Genomic DNA, 17923 nt, shown 5'->3' on the forward strand with positions numbered 1-17923 from the left:
ATATCATGGCAAACACAAGCAGGATGCTCCGTTATGTGGGCTTAGGAAGTTTAGCGCTGAATTTATTCAGTAACATGGCGATGGGAACAGCTCTAAATAAAGTTGATAACTGGGATGTAGATGGTTCACATGGCACGCTATATGTCCATGGGGCCTTGACGGAAAGTGCTTGTCGTTTAGCAATGTCATCAGCATATCAAACTATTAATTTAGGTACTGTGGGAACCGGACAGCTTCAGCATGTCGGGCAAACAGGTCATCCTGTTGCGATTGAACTGCGTTTAGAAGATTGTCTAAGTGGTGAAAGCCGCAGCCGTACTGCACAGGGAAATCTTTTGTGGAGCCAACAAATGCCTTCAATGAAGATCCGCTTTTTGGCTCCTATAGATACTCAAGACCCGCGCTTGGCAGCTGTTATCGGTGTTCAAGGGATTGGCCTGCAATTAAGTGATGCAGCGCGTTCACCAATTAACTTAGGTGAGTACAGTACACCACAGTTGGTTTCACCTGGACAAAACCAATTAACTTACTATGTAACGCCGGTACGTACCTCCGCTCAACTGAATGCTGGAGCTTATCAGGCGTTAATTAGATTTCAGGTAAGTTATGAATAGGAGCATGGAGATGAGAGGAACTTATTTTCTTACGATATGCTTTAAAGCGCTTGTCCTCGCTGGGGTAATTCTCTTTGGTGCTCTGATTTCACTCAGTTTTTCTTACAATGCTATCGCTGCAAACCTAAGCACTAATATCCAAATCCGCGTGACGGTATACGGTGAGCCGGAATGTACCCTTGGCGGTGCAACAACGACTTCGGTAGATTTTGGCGATATACATCAGGCAAAGATTGATGGTACTTATGGGCGCTCACCTATTAATTACAACTTGATATGTAATGGCTTATATAAGAATACATTAAAGATGACGCTGAAATGGACTGATAGGCAAATTAATGGTGAGTCATCCGTGACAACCAATCTCCCGAATTTAGGTATTGCCATTTACCGTGATGGAACCCGGCTCAGTAATGGTGCGACACTCAATTTTAATTATGGGAGTTCGCCTGCTTTGTATGCCGTCCCCGTTAAGCCTACAGGAGTAAACTTAACATCAGGTGGGGATTTTACGGGCAATCTCACGATGGTATTGGATTACCAATAGGATGATATCAATGAAATTATTCCGTTATCTTCTCTCGGTCTGCATGATGCTTAGCCTGTTTAGCCAAAGCCAAGCAGCAACACTTGGTATCCAGCTAAAAGGTCGATTATTGGTGACACCGCCCGAGTGCATTTTGAATAACAACCAACAAGAAACTATACATTTTGGCGATATATTGCTTCCGCGTATTGATGGAGTTCAATACAAGCGTACTGTACCAATGAGACTCAGCTGCACAAATCTAGCGAAAAACGCTATAAAGCTCACGCTTGTCGGTGATGGAACATCATTTAATAGCAATGGCGCATTAAAAACGAGTAACCCAAAACTCGGGCTTTCCTTTTATGTGAACAATGCTAAGCAAGTTATTAACCAGCCTTTCAATGTGTTATATACAGCGCTGCCAACCTTGGAGGTTGCTCCAGTAAAAAACAGTAATGCCAATTATACGAATACCGATGGCGGATTTTTTACAGCGCTGGCAACACTGAAAATTGAGTATCAGTGAGAATGATTATGTGGAATAACAATCAAATTAAGCATTGGATGGCAGGATTTATAATGGTGATGTCCATATCTTCAGCGCAAGCAAATTGGGCATTTGATGGTACGTTAATTATTCCTCCTGTTTGCCAATTAAGCCATGACGACCCGATAAAAGTTTCATTCGGTAAAGTCGGTGTACGAAAAATCAATGGTACCGCCTTCAAGCAATCTATTCCTTTTCAATTAGATTGTGTTGGCGATATGACACAACCATGGGATATCAGCTTGATATTTGGAGGAACACCTGCGGGAAGTGGATTTGATAATGCGACATTAAGAACGGTGACACCGTTGAATAATGGCAAATTAGGAATTCAAATTCAGAAAAATGGGCAACCTCAACCATTGAATGAACCCTTTTTGATTAATGCGGCTTCCCTACCATCCCTTTCAGCGGTTCCTGTCATGCGCTCAGGAAGCGAACTCGTAGGGGATAATTTTACTGCATCAGGCACGTTAACCATTATTTTTGAATAGGAGGCGACAGTCATAACTATGAATATTAAACGTAATATGAGCTTTGCCTTTGGCTTATGGTTTTTGGGTGCCACTGCCGCTTTTCCTGCCAATGTGGAATTTGATGGCACGCTAATTGAAGATGCTTGTGACGTCTATCCTGGCGACGAGTCGATTGAATTAGATTTCGGTACGATAGTAGATAAATACCTGTATCTGAATACTCAAACCAATAGCCAACCTTTTACCATTCGCTTAATCAATTGCGATTTAGCGTTAGGCCATGAAGTGAAAGTCACATTTATGGGCGCAGAAAGTTTGGCTTTACCTGGTTTATTAGCGTTAGATGCTGGAAGCCAAGCAACAGGTGTGGCGGTTGGTATTGAAAGTATTTCCGGTGCGGCAATCAAAATTAATAGTGGCAGTTATACCCAAGGGTTGTATACCGGAAATAATAATGACCTACGATTTCAAGCGTATGTGAGAGCTGAGCCAGTTGCATTGCAAAATAAATCAATTGTGCTCGGTTCATGGGCTGCGAGTGCCACGTTCAAATTAGATTATGAGTAAATCATTATGTATGCGAAAAAAGCAAAAATATACGGAATGTTAAATACAAGCCATTTGAGTATTTTATTATTAATCATCGCATTAGCGTTTCTATTTCCTTCTCGCCCTGCCAATGCGATTGCGTATGTAATGCCTGTGAGTATGACCTCTGGAGCTTGGCCTCGTGTTGAGATGGACATTCTTTCTTGGAGTGAAGCAAGTGGTGTTACTAACCCTTGTTATGGATCAACCGAATGCTGGGTAGGCCCTGATGTTCTGTATGCATCTGGTGCGCCGTCGTTGAGTGGATCTTGCTTAGATTATGGTAACTGCATTCGAATTAACCAGTATCGAACAGCGGAAGAAGTCGCAGCGGCTTTTCGTAGTGCAAAAGGAATTCCTTATCGTGCATCGTTTGTCATTGATAGCCCAAATGCGACTTGTATTGGATTATTCTATGTTAACCATAAACCAACCCCGGGAGTTAGGAATGCAATCCAGTGGCCAGGTAGCGTCTGTGGTAAAATCCCACCTACAAATCAAACATGTAGTATATCTCTGCCTGCTTTTGTTAATCACGGGGCACTCAGTAACACGAGTTTAAATGGTAAAACAAACTCAGTTTCTGGCAATATCACTTGTACACAGGCGACAAATATCAATTTATTTGCTCGTTCAACCACAGGTGAGCGTTATGTATATTTAAATTCGACTTCTAACTTTTATTCAAATCCATTAATTAATAATCAAAATGGCTGGAATGGCGCGAACATGAACATTTCTGGGAATAATGCGGCGAATTCATTCACATTTACTTCTGAATTACATGCATCAGGAACGGTAACACCTGGGTATTACACTGGAAATGCAGTCGTCATTATTGCATTTAATTAGTTAATCAAAACCTTCGAAAAACCAATTCACTGACTTGATAATTGAGCAGCGTATTTTTTAATAAAATACGCTGCTTTTATGAATATTAATTAGTTTTGCTTTTCATATCTAGGCACTGATATTTCTTTCAGTGCCTGATTTATCAACCTTATTACTAATAATCCAATCAACGGTTACTGCTACAAAAATAATCACAAAGCAAATAGTCATTCTGTGATGGCCATCTTACTTTTGTTTTTACGCTATTCTCAAAAATATCCAGTCTTTTAATGGCAAATAATATAAATTAACACTTTATAATCGCTAATAAAAACCTCGCCTTCGCGAGGTTTTTATCTCTTCAGAAAAGCTCAAAACGAATTATACATTTTTCCTTTCGATGGTTTCTTCCCCCCAATATAGCCTATCCGCAGTGGTCTTCGAAAAGGCCAGAGGTAAAACTTCATCAGAACCTTCTTCCCAAATTTGTTCCGCTAACACTTCATCATTATTCGCTAATTCAAAAATAGCTTGAGCAATTTCAATTGAGGTTTCTCTAACTTTAGCCCATTCAGCTATATGGTGAGGATCTTTCATTATTCGCTCCTGATTAAATGGTTCTGGTAGAAATATTGAGAGATTTCAAGTCTGTGAATAAGATCACTACGACTTTAAATATATTACCATTTTTACTTTTTAGTGACGATCTATTGAGCCCGCCACTATTCACTCACTCTAGTATATGACGATAAGTTAAGTAATAGGGATAAAAAAGTCATGAATATTCGCCATGTTGTTGCTATTGATTTAAGCGCATCTAGCGGTCGTGTCATGTTGGCTTGCTATAATGTGCATAATAAAAAATTATCATTAGATGAAATTCATCGTTTTACAAACCATTTGATCACTAAAGGTGAGGTTAATGGCCACTACCGTGTTCTAAAAAACATTATGAGGTTATGGTTATTCCAACGTATTTGCCTCGAGCACGATGTGCAAGATATTTGCAGCCTCATTGCTATTGAATGTATGCTCGAGAGTATCTCAAATATTTTTTGTATTAATGACTGAACATAAAAAGATAACTAACCAAATAATCACATACCCATACTATCATTGATGATAGTTTTTGATAAAAGGATGAATAATAGCCCTCCAATCAATAAAAAAATCCCTTAAACCGAAGAGTAACGAAAAGTTTAAGGGATAAATGCGCAAGTCTAATTAGAAGTATAAGAAGTAGAAAGTTACAACAAGGTTAACTATTGCGGCAACTGCCATTGGGATTGCCGTCCGTTTTACTATTTGAAACGGTGAAACCCCCGCAATCCCTGCAATTGCAACAATTGCTGCAGTGATAGGTGAAACTGTACGTCCAAAGCTTGTCATGATCTGCATTGGTAAAATGAGCGTCACCACATCCACTTTGAGAAAAGCAGCAATTTTCGGTGTCAATGCAGCAAAAGAGAAGAATGCTGCATTCCCTGAGCCCATTAGGAACGCCGCAAGTGCAAGGATGGCACTCATAACAATAATCATCGCCCCGATACCAAAGCCAGCATCTTGAGCAGCACTAATTAACGTATCCACCGCTCCACTTTTGAGTAATCCATTTGCGAAAAACTCCCCTGAAACAATCAAAGAAACCACTAAAACAAACTGTTTCCCCATGCCTTCAAAGAACAACATAAAGCTGTCCATGACGGCTTTCGCATCACGTAAACGGACGTATTCAAAAATCAGTGCAATGACAGTGCTGATGATCATCGCAGTGGTGACTTCCAACTTAATATATGGATGTAATAATGGGCTAAATCCGATAATTAAGATCAATGGAATAACTGGTAACAACGCATAAGACAATGGAACTTTATTACCGCTATCTTCTTTAATAGAATCAATTTTACTCAAATCAAAAACAAACCCCTCACGCTTATCCCACCAACGCTGGATAAAGAAATGGGTGATTGCCACTGCTATAATAATAGGGATAGTTACGGGTAATTGATACTGAACAAAGTAAACGGCGGGTTCAATATCTGCTGTTTTCGCTGCCATAATGACATTACCGGAACCGGGTCCATGGTCAATAAACTGGCAACAACCGATAACTGCTAAAGCAGAAAGCGGGCTGATACCTGAACGAATTAATATTGGGTACATAGTCACCATTAGTAGCATCCCCAACCCGGCATGGCTTGGAATGAAAATAACGAGAATTTGCGTTACTAAAAATGAAATCACTAATAGCAAATAAGGTGATTTAATAGTCTTTAGTGGCTTTTCAAAAATAGCAAATAATGCGCGACTTGCCCCCACATGCTCCATATAACGGGAGAATCCAGCAATCGCCATTAATGTTAACCCTAGACCTGCTAATCTAGAACTCATGATATCAGTAAAAATTTGGAAGATATCAAAGTACTTAAAATGCGTAGTTTTGTTTTCTGGTAACAATGAATTAAGATCTAAAGATGCGGTTAGGAGCAGCAAAAGCAAGCCCCCTAGCAACAAGACTGGCTGAGGCTTATAACCTCGAGCCAGCAGGTAAACAACCAGCGCTGTAACTAGCGCGGCAATGATTAAACCTGTCATAGAAGAATTCCCCGGTATTGGTGCAGCTTTATTGTTATTGGTTTAATGTTGAAAATGCTTGTGTAATATCGGATATCAAATCATCCACAGACTCCAAGCCAATATGTAAACGAACAAAAGGCCCGTGGCCTTCACGCCAATCTGATGCTGTTCTTGCACCGACTACGTTAGCGGGTAGTGCGAGGCTTTCGAACCCACCCCACGATGCACCGATACCAAACAGGGCTAAAGCATCAATAAAGTTTTCTGTTTGCTTAGTGGTATATTGTTTTTTGAATTCAATGGTTAATAAGCCGTTACTACCTTTGCAGTCACGCTTCCATAGATCATGTCGTGGATGAGATGGTAATTCAGGGAACCAGACTTTTTCCACTTCAGGACGCGTTTCCAGCCATTGTGAAATCGCTAACGCGGCTTTGCCATGCGCAGCTAATCGCTGCCCTAAAGTCCGCATTCCTCGTAAAACTAAAGCTGCATCATCGGGGCTACTGGCTTGACCTAAAGCTTCTGGCAAGGCACCAATTTTTTTCCAAGCTTTTTCTGTCGCGACCATAATTCCCATCATCACATCAGAATGCCCGCAGAGGTATTTTGTTGCTGCAATTACAGAAACATCCGCGCCTAATTCTAGTGGATTATAAAGCCATGCTGAGCCCCAAGTATTATCAACGCCGACAGGAATATCTCGTTCATGCGCGATGCGGCATATTTCGGGTAAATCCAACATTTCATAAAGTAATGAACCAGGGGACTCAACAAAAATAAGCTGTGTATTACTCTGAATTTTTTGTTCAAAATCTGAGCCATCTGTTTTAAAGAAGCTATAGGCAATATTGTTTGGTTTTAAAAAAGCATCGGCAATTTTGCGCACAGGCTCATAAACCGAATCCACAAACAATACATGCCCACCACTATGTACATAGCCCATAATAGTGACGGCAATCGCGGCTAGACCTGTAGGAAATAACTGTGCTCTATAACCTCCTTCTAATTCAGTTACCAAGCTTTCAAGTGCAAATGCTGTTTCTGTACCTCGCGCACCGTAACTTAAAACACGTTCCGTTGCGCGGCGATCGCGAACATCACGCCAGCTTTTAATTGAATCAAAAACAATAGTGCTCGCTCGCATTACTGGTGGATTGATTGGTCCTGATGTTGTAATAGTTTGTCGTCCACTATGTATCAATTTTGTATATTTATTTAATGTCATTATTTATTTCTCCAAATATAAGAATAGATCCCCTGATAATTAAAAGGAAGATTATTTATTTTTGATAATTTTTAATTCATATTATGTATATCAAATTACTTTTCTTTTAAAACATGTCTTATTTAAAAAGATGATCTTCATCATACAAATGAGCATTAATTAAATTAATGAAAACTTAAGAGAAAATTAAGAATTAAAATCGATAGATAACAAACAATAAATAAAAATACAACGTATTGATTTTAATGAAATTATAAATACATAAGAAAGCCTTTAATTAACATTAATCTTATTAAGGTGTTTATTTTTATTATTTGTTGCATAAATAAAGAAACTCTCTAACAAATAATTGCTTTTTAATTTTCAATATTATTCTTACACAGGGGAATATTATGGGTACTAGTGTTTTTGATTCGGTATTATTAAAGAACTTATGGTCTACAGAAGAAATGCGAGCTATTTTTTCTGATAAGGTCAGAATGCAAAATTGGCTTGATTACGAAGCAGCATTAGCAATTGAACAAGCTGAATTAGGCTTGATTCCAAAGCAAGCTGCGAAGATCATTGCTGATACAGCAAAACTGGAAAAGTTAGATATGGATTTCATCTTAGAGCAAGTGCGTTTAACTCGTCACCCACTTGTTCCAACCATCCGTGGTTTAGAGCATGCTTGTCCTGAACATTTTGGTGAATACGTCCACTTTGGACCCACGACACAAGATGTTATGGACACAGGCTTAGTGCTTCAACTTAAAGAGGCTCATAACGTTTTTTTACGTGATATCAAAATATTAGGGCGTTCTTTATTATCGTTAAGCGAAAAGCATCGCAATACACCAATGGCAGGACGAACCTTAGCCTTACAAGCCTTACCGATTACCTTTGGACACAAAACTGCAATTTGGTTAACTGAATTAGCACGCCATTATCAACGATTAAAAGAAATCGAACCTCGCTTATTCGTTGGTAGCGTTGTTGGCGCTGTTGGAACTAAGGCCTCATTGAGCGACAAAGCAGATGAGCTTGAAGTTCGTGTATTAAATCGGCTCGGTTTAGGCACTCCTGAAATATCTTGGCAACCCGCTCGCGACCGATTTAGTGAATATGGCATGCTGATTGGTTTAATTAGCGGCACGTTAGGAAAAATTGCCAATGAAATTTTATTATTAGCTCACAATGAAATTGATGAACTTTCAGAGCCTTTTAGTAAAGGTCAAGTTGGCTCCTCAACGATGCCACACAAACGTAATCCTGCCATTGTCGAAAATGCGGCATGTGTCAGTAATACATTGAAAGCTAATCTTTCAGTACTTACCGACATGATGAAACACCAACACGAAAGAGATGGTGCGATTTGGAAGATGGAATGGAAAGTGATGCCAGAAATGTGCCTGATGCTTTCGGTGATCTTCGATAACATGAAAACGGTATTAGGGGGATTAAACGTGCATGTCGATAAGATGCGCCAAAATTTAGATATTTTAGGTGGATTTATGCTCGCTGAGCGCGTCATGTTTGCTTTATCAGACAAAGCGGGTAAACAAACTGCCCATGAAATTGTTTATGAAGCTTCTATGTCTGGCCAAGAAGAAGGCATCACCTTTATTGAGGCCATTAACCGTGACACGCGCATTCGTGACCATATAACGCAAGAAGAACTTGATGCCCTATTAGATCCAACGACCTATGTGGGAAATGCTCCTGAACAAGTCATTCGAGTAATAGAACAAACCAAAGCATCCGGTTGGCTTAATGACTAATTCATTTTAGCAAAGTTTAAATCTCTACTTTCTTAAAGCCAGTCAAGTGCTGGCTTTTTCATTCACCAGAGGTATCTATGACATTAAGCCAACAGCTAAGCCAATTTATCACATCCCTATCATTTTCTGATATTCCACCGCAGGTTGTTGAACGCGCCAAATATCATTTACTCGATACATTAGGCGTTGCACTTGCCGGAAGTCTCCAACAAAGTGCAACACAATGCCGTAAGGGAGTCGCTTATTTACCTGATCATCAAGGAAAAATTCCAATTTGGGGAAGTAACCAAACCGTTTCAACTACCACCGCCGCTTTAGTAAATGGTATTTCTTCACATGCATTAGATTTTGATGATACACACACCGACTCAATCACTCACGGTAGTGCCGTACTTACCCCTATCGCCTTTGCACTCGGAGAACATTTACAAGCAACAACGCAAGAGCTCCTTACTGCATGGATTATTGGCTGGGAAGTTGCTGCCAGAGTGGGGTTAGCAAGCCACAGCGGGTTCCATCAACGCGGCTTCCATTCTACCGCCATAGCCGGTATTTTTGGCTCGACAGCTTGTGCATCTTCATTACTTAAATTAACTCGGGAACAAACGGTTCATGCTCTTGGACTAACAGGAAGCCAAGCCAGTGGTGTTGCTGAATACCTAACCAATAGCTCGTCTGCAAAATGTTTTCATGCGGGCTGGGCTGCGCAATCAGGCATTATTGCAGCTTGTTTAGCTAAAGGCGGAATGACAGGGCCAGAAACTATTTTTGAAGGGCGCTATAGCCTGTACCAAACACATGGTCTTCGTGAAAATGCGCATCCCGAGCAAGTCACCCAAGACTTAGGTAATGTTTGGCAGTTAATGAATGTTTCCATTAAACCCTATCCTGCTTGCCATTTTGCTCATGCCACTGTCGATTGTGGGAGACGATTATTACAACAAGGAATAACCCTCGAGCAAATTGCTAAAGTAGAATGCGTTGTCGATCCCGTTGCAGCTGCCTTAATTTGTGAGCCACCAGAACAAAAATGGGCTCCTCAGAGTGCCTATGCAGCGAAATTTAGCCTCCCGTGGTTGTTTGCCGCAGGCTTTATCGAAGACAAATTAACATTAAGTTTGCTCTCAGCCCAAAATTTACAGCGAACAGATATCCAAAACCTCGCGAAAAAAGTCAGTTATCGTTATCCCACTGAAAATGAAATTCCTTTTCCAACCTATTTTCCCGGCTTAATTTTTGTCACATTAACTAATGGTGAAACAATAACGGAACGATTAGATATCCAATACGGTAACCCACAAAATCCAATGTCGTTGGAGGATATTGTGAGCAAATTTTATGACAATGCAGAGTTGGTAATGAAAAATGAACAAGCTGCGCAGCTTGCTAAAAGTGTATTGTCCTTCGAAACGAAAACTATACCGGCTATCACACAGTTATTGCGTGTCGGTATTTAATAATACCGACTAACGAATAGAAGCCCACACTAAATGGGCTTCTATTTTTCTTTCCCCTTATTATTCATTTAACTGAGCAATAATTTGCTGTAAATGAGCAATAGCAACATCATTGAGAGGTTCTTGTGGAAGGATCGGGTCACCAACATTAAACCCTTGAATGTTTAAAGATGCTTTAATACATGATGCTAATGCATATTGCGTAAAAGCTTCGTTGATTTGCCACATTTCTTTCTGTTTTGCTAACGCTGTATCCCAATCCCCTCTAGTGGCCAACTCATATAGTTCAACACATTGTTTTGGCAATACACAGGCAGGACCCGCCATCCAGCCCACGCCACCTAATTTAATGACTAGTAAAGGAATATGAGCTGAAGCACTAAAAATTTTAACTCGCTCACCGAAGGTGTTGATCATCGTTAATAACCTTCCAGTATTACTCGATGCATCTTTAACATATTCGATATTAGGGATATAGCTTAATTCATTCAAAAGAGAAATTGACAGCACATCCCCTAATAAACCAGGATTGGTATAGACCGTCATCGATTTTTCAGGAAAAGACTCTGCTATTGTCTGGAAATAACTCAATTGAGCTTTGTCACTCAGAGGGTACATTTTTTGGGATATCAGTACCATACCATCCACACCTAACTTGGCATATTGCTCTGCTTGTGAACACGCATCTGATGTTGAGAAACTGGCGACCCCCGCTAATACGGGTACCCGCCCCGCGGCTTGATCAACCGTAATGCGAACGACTTCATTTCGCAATTCTTGTGACAAATATGCGTATTCACCAGTACTCCCTAACGGACTCAACCCGTGAACTCCGCTCGAAATAAGATGTTCAATTAGATGACGAAGGGATGATTCAAGAATAACCCCTTTAGCTTGGTCAACTGGTGAAACAAGATAAGGAAAAATACCGTGAAAATGGGTCATAATCACTCCTAATTTTAGTTGTTATGGGAGATAACGTCTGTTTGTTCATTTTTTAATGAGTTAAAAAGAATTTGGGCGGCTTTAGTTGGGCTTTTTGAGTTGAGGTACAAGTTATATCGAATTGCCGGAAGTGCTGGTAACCCTTCATCTTCACCGAGTATGCGTAAATCCTCCCCAGAAAGTTCAATTGAACGCGCCATAATGCCCAATCCCGCCCTAACTGCAGCACGTGCACCAGATAATGTTGTTGCCATGTACGCAATTCGCCAAGGTATTTGCTGTTGATCGAGGTGATTGATCATCATCTCACGGTAAGTGCTCGGTTCATCTAGCACAACTAATGGCAGTGGCTGCTCTAAATTAAAGGTAAAGTGCTTCCCGCAATACCATAGCGAAGGGGAAACACGTAAAACAATTTTAGGGTAACCAACATGTTCCTCGGTTGAAATGGCCAAATCGAGTTCATTATCCTCTAACATTGACATAAGAAATGGGCTACGTTTGACAATAATATCCATGATCAAATTTGGATAAGCCCCTGAAAATCTGGCTAGTAAATCAGGTAATATGGTATTCGCTGTGTCATCTGGCGAACCAATTTTTAATACCCCGTCAATTTCTTCATAAACTAGCGATAAACATGCCTCATCATTAAGCCGCAGAATACGACGGGCATAGCTCAATAGTTGTGTACCAGAATCCGTCAATGCTTTATTTCTGCCTTGCCGCACAAATAATTCCTTGCCAATGAGTGACTCCAACCTTTGCATTTGTTGACTCACCGCTGATTGCGTTCGGCAAACAGATTCTGCAGCGGCGGCAAAAGTTGCACCATCAACAACCGCAATAAAAGTACGAAGTAAATCAAGCTCCAAATTAAAAATAGGGCGTTTAGCAGCTGGCATTTTAGTTATCTCTTTTCTTAAGGTATAAGATATCATTAAACAAGAGTGTTTAATTTACATACTAAGAAAAAAGCCTTAAAGAATCTATGTTAGAGCTCAATTGTTTGGCTCTAAATTGTAGCTACTTAATAATAAATTTGGCCACTTGAATATCCGCCATAACACGTTAATCTTGCAGAATTAAGAAAACAAAAAACCGTCGAAGAGCAGCGTAGCAGTAAAGACTTCTTAAGCACTAGCAGTGAACACACTATCCAACACGATGAAACCACTCATGAAAAAGGCAGCTTGCTCAGTGACGAAAAAGTTACCATTACCACAGGGAATGACCTGACTGTCAAAGGCTCCTCGGTGGTGGCAAAGAATGATGTCACCTTAACCGCTGGCAACAATGTCAACATCACCGCCGGCAACAAACTGCATATGGGCGGAGCTGATTGCTCAAAAAGACTTGAACCTCACGGGCGATAGCGTCCAAATCGACCCGGGCTATGATGCCAAACAACAAGAGGTCAGCGTCGGGGCGGCTACAAGGACTGGCAGGTGATAATTTAGCAAGTGCATTGGCAAATGCCTCGTCTCCGTACTTAGCGACATTGATAAAACAGCAAGTAGATGAAGATAATAAAACCGCGAATGCCATGGCATATGCTGCGTTAGGCCTGTTATTGCTGAGCTAAATAATCAATCCGCTGCTGCGGGTAGATTGTGCCATATTCTTTATCCTCTCACCTCTGAGCAAGCATATACTCTAAATAATTCGGATTACGTGTAGGCAGCTAGTGAAGATAGCCGAGGAGCATAGATAACTATGTGACTCAGATAGCTGAACGAAGCCAACAACCCTGTAATTCGAAGTATGACGAATATACATTCATTATCGAAGCGACGTATATACTCACTCGGGGGTTAATGTGGGTTGAGTTAAGTTGACATGCATTGACTGAAAATGCGGAGAAAGTCTTGCAAGCACTGGATTTTAGATACAAAAAAAGACGTCGGTTGACGTCTCTTGATGTTCTTATGGTGCGAAGGCCGGACTCGCAAAGAAAGACTAACAACATGAAATTTAAATAATATATTTTTTAATATAAATTTTATACCCGTAAATGTACCCTTGCCTGATGAAATATCTGATAGATAAAACCAAGTTTTATGTACAGGTACTGATTCACAATTTAGGAGTAACTTTTATTGTACATACTAGTAACATTATTTTAAATAGATTCAGCTTTCATTTTAATTTCATTTTCTTCCACTTTGAACTGCTCTACTACTTCAGGAATAAAAACACCGCATTCGACTAATTCTTTTACATCATTTTCTCTTCCCCAAAATGACATTTTGATGCTATGAGAAAGTACATTACTCCAACGCATTTCTTCACTAGAATCTGGGAGCGAGCTAGCCATTTTGATATTACGGGAGCTATAGATTTTTAATACGGATAAAGTGAATGGGATATCTGGTTTATTCATTTTATATTCTGAACGCTCTTTTAAAATCCCATCAAAATGGTTTGCCTGTTCAATTATGCTTAAAGGAACAGGTTGCTCACTTATCTGTAGAGCAGATACTAAAGTAATTGCTTCCATAGATTTCATTCCTGGAAGAATAAAATCATTAAGAATGAAATAAAATTGTAGCTGTTGAGCCACAATATCTTCCGCTGTTTTTCTAGTACCATCAAAAAGTTGTTTACTTCTATGCTCCTTAGATAAACACATAGTCTTCATCTCTCGGATAATGCTATCCTCAAAAAAACCAGTCATTTTTACTGTAATTAGGGCCTGTCTATAGTCTTCGCGCAAAATATTAAGTGCTCTCTTCATATTTTCATACGCTCTAGCATCAACACTTAAACTAGACTTTTGAACAAACTTATCAATAGCATCAAGCTGTTTTGCAATAGGAATTATGCAAAATTGTTTTAACTCAAATGAAGATGAAATTATGCGAGGAGCCATCATGTCACTACAATTAGTGTAAATCTTTATTAAATCATCATTTAAAGCAATAAACTCATTAGTTTTCTCAAGTGTCACATTTTTTTGTTCTGATAGCTTATTATAATTATTTAAATAATTATATGAACCTAAAATACTCCCTGTAATAAAAAAACAGGTGATTGCAATCATCACACTATATTGTTTTACAGAAAACCGTTTAAAAAAACCATTATAGAATTTACGTTGTATAGACTCATTTTCACGAATAATATTTTCTATCGACTGCCAACCAAGTATATGTACTGTGAAACTACCAATTTCACGATGATCATGGTTAATTTCAAAAACTCTTTTTTCTAACTTTGTATCATCCGGCCCTGTAGTCAAAATATAAAACTGATCAATTTTAACAGGAAAACTTTTAGTACTTTTTACTGCTTTATCAATATCTTCTAATAATAAATGACTACCATATCCTTTAGCCCTTCCTTTACACTGAACAGCAATAAATTGCCCGTTATACCTGCAATATAGATCAACACCATCCTGACGTTGCCCGTTTCTACCATATTGCCGGAAACGTTTGTTAAATAATGAAGTCATGATTGCAATACTCAAACGTTCAAAGTGCTGCCAATCTGCAGGACTCGGATAATTTACTGTATTCGGCGTTGTCATTAAATATCCTAGAAAATAAATATACAATAAATATAATTTGTCTATTCATTATATTATAACTTAACATAAATTAACCAGTTTAAGTTCTTTTAATACTGAACTAATAAAAGTTATTTATTGATTTCATTAATAAAATCAATTCGTTAACCCCACCTTATTCTTTAGAGTACGGTGAGGGTTAACGAACACAATGAGGAACATTAAAACCAACAATACATTACTTTACTTATCTGCAACTGAAACCTTAGCCAACTCTGGATTATTGGCCTCAAAGATCGATAGCGGCAATTCAACCTTACGACCATTCTGATCCTCCTCCGCTTTAACCACTTCAAATTCAGCAACATCTTCACAAGGTATTTCCAATCCTGCAAACGTGGCTCGGGTTGCGCTAGAATCGCCAAAAGGTTCTACTTCCAGTACCGTATTCCCTAATACTTTTCCTTTTCCATCTTTCATTCGCAGCGTTAGTTCTAGCGCGCCAAATTCAGCGTGGTCTAAAACCATATGGCTACCGCCATTATCAAGTGTAAATGAGTAGCCACAGTAGCCTTGGTTAATAAAGTTTGAACTTGTATGTGTGATGCTCGCATAACGCTGTTGCTCTTCAGCTGAGCTAAATGCACTGACTGCTAATAAACTCATCGCAAATATACTTTTTATCTTATTCATTACGTTACCTTTTATTATCTTTTATTGTTCTCGCTACCGTAATTAGCGATAGCGAGACTGTTATTTATTGTTGATTGGTTTGCAATCCACCTTTAGTACGGTCTTTTTCTTTCCAGCGTGGTCGATTCTTGCCTGAGAACTCTTTTTGCATACTCCAATACCCAATGGGATAACGAGCTACAATTGTCCCACCAACACCAATATCGACCGAGGAGTACTGACCGTTATTAATGTATCCTTTTTGGACATAAGCATTAGGGCTGCAAGTCCCTGTATCGCGTTGTTGCCAGTTTCCGTCAGTTCTTGCCACGATATAAAAATCACCAAATGCACAACCTGATGCGGATTTATGATTCAGTACAGCAACATAATGCTTGGTTGAGCCCACAATCCTACAGGTACTGTTTTGGCTCCCACATGCTTGCCATAAGGTTTTATCGCCATCGCCTTTATATTCCCAAATGGTATTTTTAGGGGGCTGGCTGGTGGCAGAGGCGGGTGATGTCATCAACCACAGTGAGGCTAATACAGTTACAACTACATATCTTTTCATTATAAATTCCTATCAACATAAATAGAAACGTCAGATTGACGCTTGATGAACACCGTCTAATGGGTGTTTGTTTTTCCCTGACATGGCGTATTCGGTGGTTATCTGGTGAATAAGGCATTCACAACAAAAATTGCTGATCATGTTTAATGTGATGAATGATGGTTTAGTCGCACTGAAATCCAGTGACGAATTCGTCGATGAAGATAAAAGGCAATACCAGTGGCGATAAGCAAATCAACCAGCAATATCGTGGTGGCGATACCTTCAGTAAAACCGTATAGCCAAGCGGATGACATGATAATCAGTAGGGAAGAGAGGACTAATCCAATGATGATAGAAGAGATAATGGCAACTAATTTGGGGTTGAAATGGATTTTATAATCAACCCCCTTAAAAGCACTCAAAACCCATAAGCCTAATTGCGCCAAGAGTTGTGGGATAACCAAAGCCAAAAGATATAAAACGAAGTACATCAATGTGGTCCCATATGGGTTCATGATGAGAGCGATAAGCTGGAAATGTGTTAATAATACGCCAGTGATCCAAAGGTATAGCAACATACTGATAACAATAGCGATCCGTTCTAAACCCAGTTGTAAGTGTGAAACGGTGTTCATATTTTTAAGCTTCCTTATGTGGTGATGAATTCACGGTGTGAGGGTGATTTTGAATAGGTATGATCCATTCGTGACCGCAATCGCGGCACATCCAGCCAGAGCCCCATGCAATGATGTCTTGCTCAGAAGAACAGTGAGGGCAATGTGTGGGATGCGATGCTGGTGGGGTTAATAGCGTCATGGTCGGCTCCTTTCTTTGTGTGATGGAAGAGCGGTAAGTACTTGTGATATCAATCTAAAATGCGGTAATGCCGCGATAAAACTGTTTTGTTGTGACAATTGCATCACTGCGTGTTTCGGTGTGAAGGGGGTATTTAGCGGCTGAACTTGTTGGATATCCTCTAACAGCAAAACATGCACTTGCTGGTGGTATTCCGCCAGTAAATACCACTGGCCTTCGCGGTAAATCAGTTGATAAGGTTGTAGTGGATTAAAACGACGCTCTGGTGTGAGTAAGCTAATAGATTGCTTACTGGTAATGGCATACACCAATTGATAGAAATGGTCGGCATGCAAAGCCGAAATCTTATGGGCATGATGCCAAATCAAACAAGGTGCATGGGGTTGTTGGGTTAACAGTAATCCCAGTAAGCGGCTGTCTAGCCCCGGAAACAATCGAGTCATCCCAATCTGTTTCACAAAAGTTAGAATATCTTTGTCTCGGTAAGCTTTTAGCGTATTGATGGGCAAGCGATAACAACCTTGCCGACTTTCTACACCCAGATAAGCCAAGCGTTCACGTAAATCCCGTTGTAACGTGCGTTCAGAAACATTGAACTCTTGAGCTAAACATGAGAGCACAAGGCTTTCTCCTGCCATTAAGCGGGCAATCAGCGCAGAGAGTCGCACAGCAATGCGGTCATATTTTCGGTTAATCTGAAACATAACGTATTACTCTCAATAACAGACGTTAGGAAATTAAGAAGTGAGGGAGTTTAACTTAGGGGATTGACAGGTTATGTCTGTTGGGAAAAATTCTCATTGGGCTTTTTAGTGA

General features: G+C 39.8%; 20 protein-coding genes and 2 pseudogenes. 11 read left to right on the forward strand and 11 right to left on the reverse strand.

Annotated features, from left to right (window positions below):
* The first annotated feature begins 5 nt into the window (after positions 1-5).
* From PSE60_RS02605 to PSE60_RS02630, 6 genes are read left to right on the forward strand one after another with little or no spacing between them, the layout of a single operon-like run.
* A complete protein-coding gene (locus PSE60_RS02605; RefSeq protein WP_210839946.1) occupies positions 6-614 on the forward strand; it encodes a fimbrial protein in 609 nt (202 codons plus the stop codon).
* Positions 615-624: 10 nt separating this feature from the next.
* On the forward strand, positions 625-1161 hold the full coding sequence (locus PSE60_RS02610; RefSeq protein WP_247605450.1) for a fimbrial protein: 537 nt from the start codon (positions 625-627) through the stop codon (positions 1159-1161).
* A 10-nt stretch (positions 1162-1171) separates the two neighbouring features.
* On the forward strand, positions 1172-1669 hold the full coding sequence (locus tag PSE60_RS02615) for a fimbrial protein (protein ID WP_272664493.1): 498 nt from the start codon (positions 1172-1174) through the stop codon (positions 1667-1669).
* Positions 1670-1671: 2 nt separating this feature from the next.
* Entirely contained in the window at positions 1672-2184 is a 513-nt protein-coding gene (locus PSE60_RS02620) for a fimbrial protein (protein ID WP_042851490.1), read from the forward strand.
* Between the two features lie 18 nt (positions 2185-2202).
* Positions 2203-2733, forward strand: a complete 531-nt coding sequence (locus tag PSE60_RS02625; protein ID WP_272664494.1) for a fimbrial protein — start codon at positions 2203-2205, stop codon at positions 2731-2733.
* Between the two features lie 6 nt (positions 2734-2739).
* Positions 2740-3606, forward strand: a complete 867-nt coding sequence (locus PSE60_RS02630; protein ID WP_210839953.1) for an MrpH family fimbial adhesin — start codon at positions 2740-2742, stop codon at positions 3604-3606.
* A 360-nt stretch (positions 3607-3966) separates the two neighbouring features.
* Here the strand turns inward: PSE60_RS02630 and PSE60_RS02635 are convergent, their stop codons facing one another.
* Positions 3967-4182: a YccJ family protein gene (locus PSE60_RS02635; protein ID WP_047756975.1), complete on the reverse strand. Its 216-nt coding sequence runs from the start codon at positions 4180-4182 to the stop codon at positions 3967-3969.
* A gap of 180 nt (positions 4183-4362) precedes the next feature.
* On the opposite strand from PSE60_RS02635, the pseudogene PSE60_RS02640 reads away from it, so the two are divergent.
* A pseudogene (locus PSE60_RS02640) lies at positions 4363-4488 on the forward strand (FGGY family carbohydrate kinase); the annotation flags it as partial.
* A 321-nt stretch (positions 4489-4809) separates the two neighbouring features.
* On the opposite strand, the gene dcuC reads toward PSE60_RS02640, so the two are convergent.
* Both dcuC and metC read right to left on the reverse strand, forming a co-directional pair.
* Positions 4810-6180 carry a C4-dicarboxylate transporter DcuC gene (gene dcuC / locus PSE60_RS02645; protein WP_004907576.1) on the reverse strand — a complete coding sequence of 457 codons (1371 nt, stop codon included), beginning with the start codon at positions 6178-6180 and terminating at the stop codon, positions 4810-4812.
* A 34-nt stretch (positions 6181-6214) separates the two neighbouring features.
* The gene (metC, locus tag PSE60_RS02650) at positions 6215-7390 is read right to left on the reverse strand and encodes a cystathionine beta-lyase (protein ID WP_210839956.1); all 1176 of its coding nucleotides are present in this window, start codon (positions 7388-7390) and stop codon (positions 6215-6217) included.
* 392 nt (positions 7391-7782) lie between these two features.
* Here metC and purB point away from each other — a divergent pair, with 392 nt between their 5' ends.
* Both purB and PSE60_RS02660 read left to right on the forward strand, forming a co-directional pair.
* Positions 7783-9150 (forward strand): adenylosuccinate lyase, encoded by a 1368-nt coding sequence (gene purB, locus PSE60_RS02655; RefSeq protein WP_272664495.1) that lies wholly within the window; start codon positions 7783-7785, stop codon positions 9148-9150.
* A 77-nt stretch (positions 9151-9227) separates the two neighbouring features.
* Positions 9228-10607 carry an MmgE/PrpD family protein gene (locus PSE60_RS02660; protein WP_210839109.1) on the forward strand — a complete coding sequence of 460 codons (1380 nt, stop codon included), beginning with the start codon at positions 9228-9230 and terminating at the stop codon, positions 10605-10607.
* Between the two features lie 60 nt (positions 10608-10667).
* Here the strand turns inward: PSE60_RS02660 and PSE60_RS02665 are convergent, their stop codons facing one another.
* Positions 10668-11552: a dihydrodipicolinate synthase family protein gene (locus PSE60_RS02665; RefSeq protein WP_210839107.1), complete on the reverse strand. Its 885-nt coding sequence runs from the start codon at positions 11550-11552 to the stop codon at positions 10668-10670.
* A gap of 14 nt (positions 11553-11566) precedes the next feature.
* Complete coding sequence (locus PSE60_RS02670; protein WP_004907568.1) at positions 11567-12457, reverse strand: LysR family transcriptional regulator; 891 nt, start codon at positions 12455-12457, stop codon at positions 11567-11569.
* A gap of 249 nt (positions 12458-12706) precedes the next feature.
* Here PSE60_RS02670 and PSE60_RS20590 point away from each other — a divergent pair.
* Together PSE60_RS20590 and PSE60_RS02675 are read left to right on the forward strand one after the other, a co-directional pair.
* A pseudogene (locus PSE60_RS20590) lies at positions 12707-12928 on the forward strand (hemagglutinin repeat-containing protein); the annotation flags it as partial.
* Between the two features lie 23 nt (positions 12929-12951).
* On the forward strand, positions 12952-13137 hold the full coding sequence (locus PSE60_RS02675; RefSeq protein WP_272664496.1) for a hypothetical protein: 186 nt from the start codon (positions 12952-12954) through the stop codon (positions 13135-13137).
* A 537-nt stretch (positions 13138-13674) separates the two neighbouring features.
* Here the strand turns inward: PSE60_RS02675 and PSE60_RS02680 are convergent.
* The 6 genes from PSE60_RS02680 to PSE60_RS02705 form a co-directional block, all read right to left on the reverse strand.
* Positions 13675-15084 (reverse strand): hypothetical protein, encoded by a 1410-nt coding sequence (locus PSE60_RS02680; RefSeq protein ID WP_272664497.1) that lies wholly within the window; start codon positions 15082-15084, stop codon positions 13675-13677.
* 222 nt (positions 15085-15306) lie between these two features.
* The gene (locus PSE60_RS02685) at positions 15307-15756 is read right to left on the reverse strand and encodes an IrmA family protein (RefSeq protein ID WP_272664498.1); all 450 of its coding nucleotides are present in this window, start codon (positions 15754-15756) and stop codon (positions 15307-15309) included.
* Between the two features lie 64 nt (positions 15757-15820).
* On the reverse strand, positions 15821-16309 hold the full coding sequence (locus PSE60_RS02690) for a hypothetical protein (protein ID WP_272664499.1): 489 nt from the start codon (positions 16307-16309) through the stop codon (positions 15821-15823).
* A 143-nt stretch (positions 16310-16452) separates the two neighbouring features.
* The gene (locus PSE60_RS02695) at positions 16453-16926 is read right to left on the reverse strand and encodes a hypothetical protein (protein ID WP_272664500.1); all 474 of its coding nucleotides are present in this window, start codon (positions 16924-16926) and stop codon (positions 16453-16455) included.
* A gap of 4 nt (positions 16927-16930) precedes the next feature.
* Positions 16931-17107, reverse strand: coding sequence for a hypothetical protein (locus PSE60_RS02700; RefSeq protein ID WP_272664501.1), 177 nt, complete (start codon positions 17105-17107; stop codon positions 16931-16933).
* Positions 17104-17811, reverse strand: coding sequence for a WYL domain-containing protein (locus PSE60_RS02705; protein WP_272664502.1), 708 nt, complete (start codon positions 17809-17811; stop codon positions 17104-17106). The genes PSE60_RS02700 and PSE60_RS02705 overlap by 4 nt, the downstream gene beginning before the upstream one ends.
* Positions 17812-17923 lie beyond the last annotated feature (112 nt).

This window comes from Providencia sp. PROV174, from assembly GCF_028480685.1.
Taxonomy (GTDB): Bacteria; Pseudomonadota; Gammaproteobacteria; order Enterobacterales; family Enterobacteriaceae; genus Providencia; species Providencia rettgeri.

What these genes read in the sequence shown, in the direction of transcription:
- PSE60_RS02670 (WP_004907568.1), bottom strand. Translation starts at nt 12,457, where the DNA reads ATGCCAGCTGCTAAACGCCCTATTTTTAATTTGGAGCTTGATTTACTT.
- PSE60_RS02705 (WP_272664502.1), bottom strand. Translation starts at nt 17,811, where the DNA reads ATGTTTCAGATTAACCGAAAATATGACCGCATTGCTGTGCGACTCTCT.
- PSE60_RS02695 (WP_272664500.1), bottom strand. Translation starts at nt 16,926, where the DNA reads ATGAACACCGTTTCACACTTACAACTGGGTTTAGAACGGATCGCTATT.
- PSE60_RS02635 (WP_047756975.1), bottom strand. Translation starts at nt 4,182, where the DNA reads ATGAAAGATCCTCACCATATAGCTGAATGGGCTAAAGTTAGAGAAACC.
- PSE60_RS02700 (WP_272664501.1), bottom strand. Translation starts at nt 17,107, where the DNA reads ATGACGCTATTAACCCCACCAGCATCGCATCCCACACATTGCCCTCAC.
- PSE60_RS02610 (WP_247605450.1), top strand. Translation starts at nt 625, where the DNA reads ATGAGAGGAACTTATTTTCTTACGATATGCTTTAAAGCGCTTGTCCTC.
- metC (WP_210839956.1), bottom strand. Translation starts at nt 7,390, where the DNA reads ATGACATTAAATAAATATACAAAATTGATACATAGTGGACGACAAACT.
- PSE60_RS02630 (WP_210839953.1), top strand. Translation starts at nt 2,740, where the DNA reads ATGTATGCGAAAAAAGCAAAAATATACGGAATGTTAAATACAAGCCAT.
- PSE60_RS02675 (WP_272664496.1), top strand. Translation starts at nt 12,952, where the DNA reads ATGCCAAACAACAAGAGGTCAGCGTCGGGGCGGCTACAAGGACTGGCA.
- dcuC (WP_004907576.1), bottom strand. Translation starts at nt 6,180, where the DNA reads ATGACAGGTTTAATCATTGCCGCGCTAGTTACAGCGCTGGTTGTTTAC.
- PSE60_RS02625 (WP_272664494.1), top strand. Translation starts at nt 2,203, where the DNA reads ATGAATATTAAACGTAATATGAGCTTTGCCTTTGGCTTATGGTTTTTG.
- PSE60_RS02690 (WP_272664499.1), bottom strand. Translation starts at nt 16,309, where the DNA reads ATGAAAAGATATGTAGTTGTAACTGTATTAGCCTCACTGTGGTTGATG.
- PSE60_RS02620 (WP_042851490.1), top strand. Translation starts at nt 1,672, where the DNA reads ATGATTATGTGGAATAACAATCAAATTAAGCATTGGATGGCAGGATTT.
- PSE60_RS02680 (WP_272664497.1), bottom strand. Translation starts at nt 15,084, where the DNA reads ATGACAACGCCGAATACAGTAAATTATCCGAGTCCTGCAGATTGGCAG.
- PSE60_RS02665 (WP_210839107.1), bottom strand. Translation starts at nt 11,552, where the DNA reads ATGACCCATTTTCACGGTATTTTTCCTTATCTTGTTTCACCAGTTGAC.
- PSE60_RS02605 (WP_210839946.1), top strand. Translation starts at nt 6, where the DNA reads ATGGCAAACACAAGCAGGATGCTCCGTTATGTGGGCTTAGGAAGTTTA.
- purB (WP_272664495.1), top strand. Translation starts at nt 7,783, where the DNA reads ATGGGTACTAGTGTTTTTGATTCGGTATTATTAAAGAACTTATGGTCT.
- PSE60_RS02685 (WP_272664498.1), bottom strand. Translation starts at nt 15,756, where the DNA reads ATGAATAAGATAAAAAGTATATTTGCGATGAGTTTATTAGCAGTCAGT.
- PSE60_RS02615 (WP_272664493.1), top strand. Translation starts at nt 1,172, where the DNA reads ATGAAATTATTCCGTTATCTTCTCTCGGTCTGCATGATGCTTAGCCTG.
- PSE60_RS02660 (WP_210839109.1), top strand. Translation starts at nt 9,228, where the DNA reads ATGACATTAAGCCAACAGCTAAGCCAATTTATCACATCCCTATCATTT.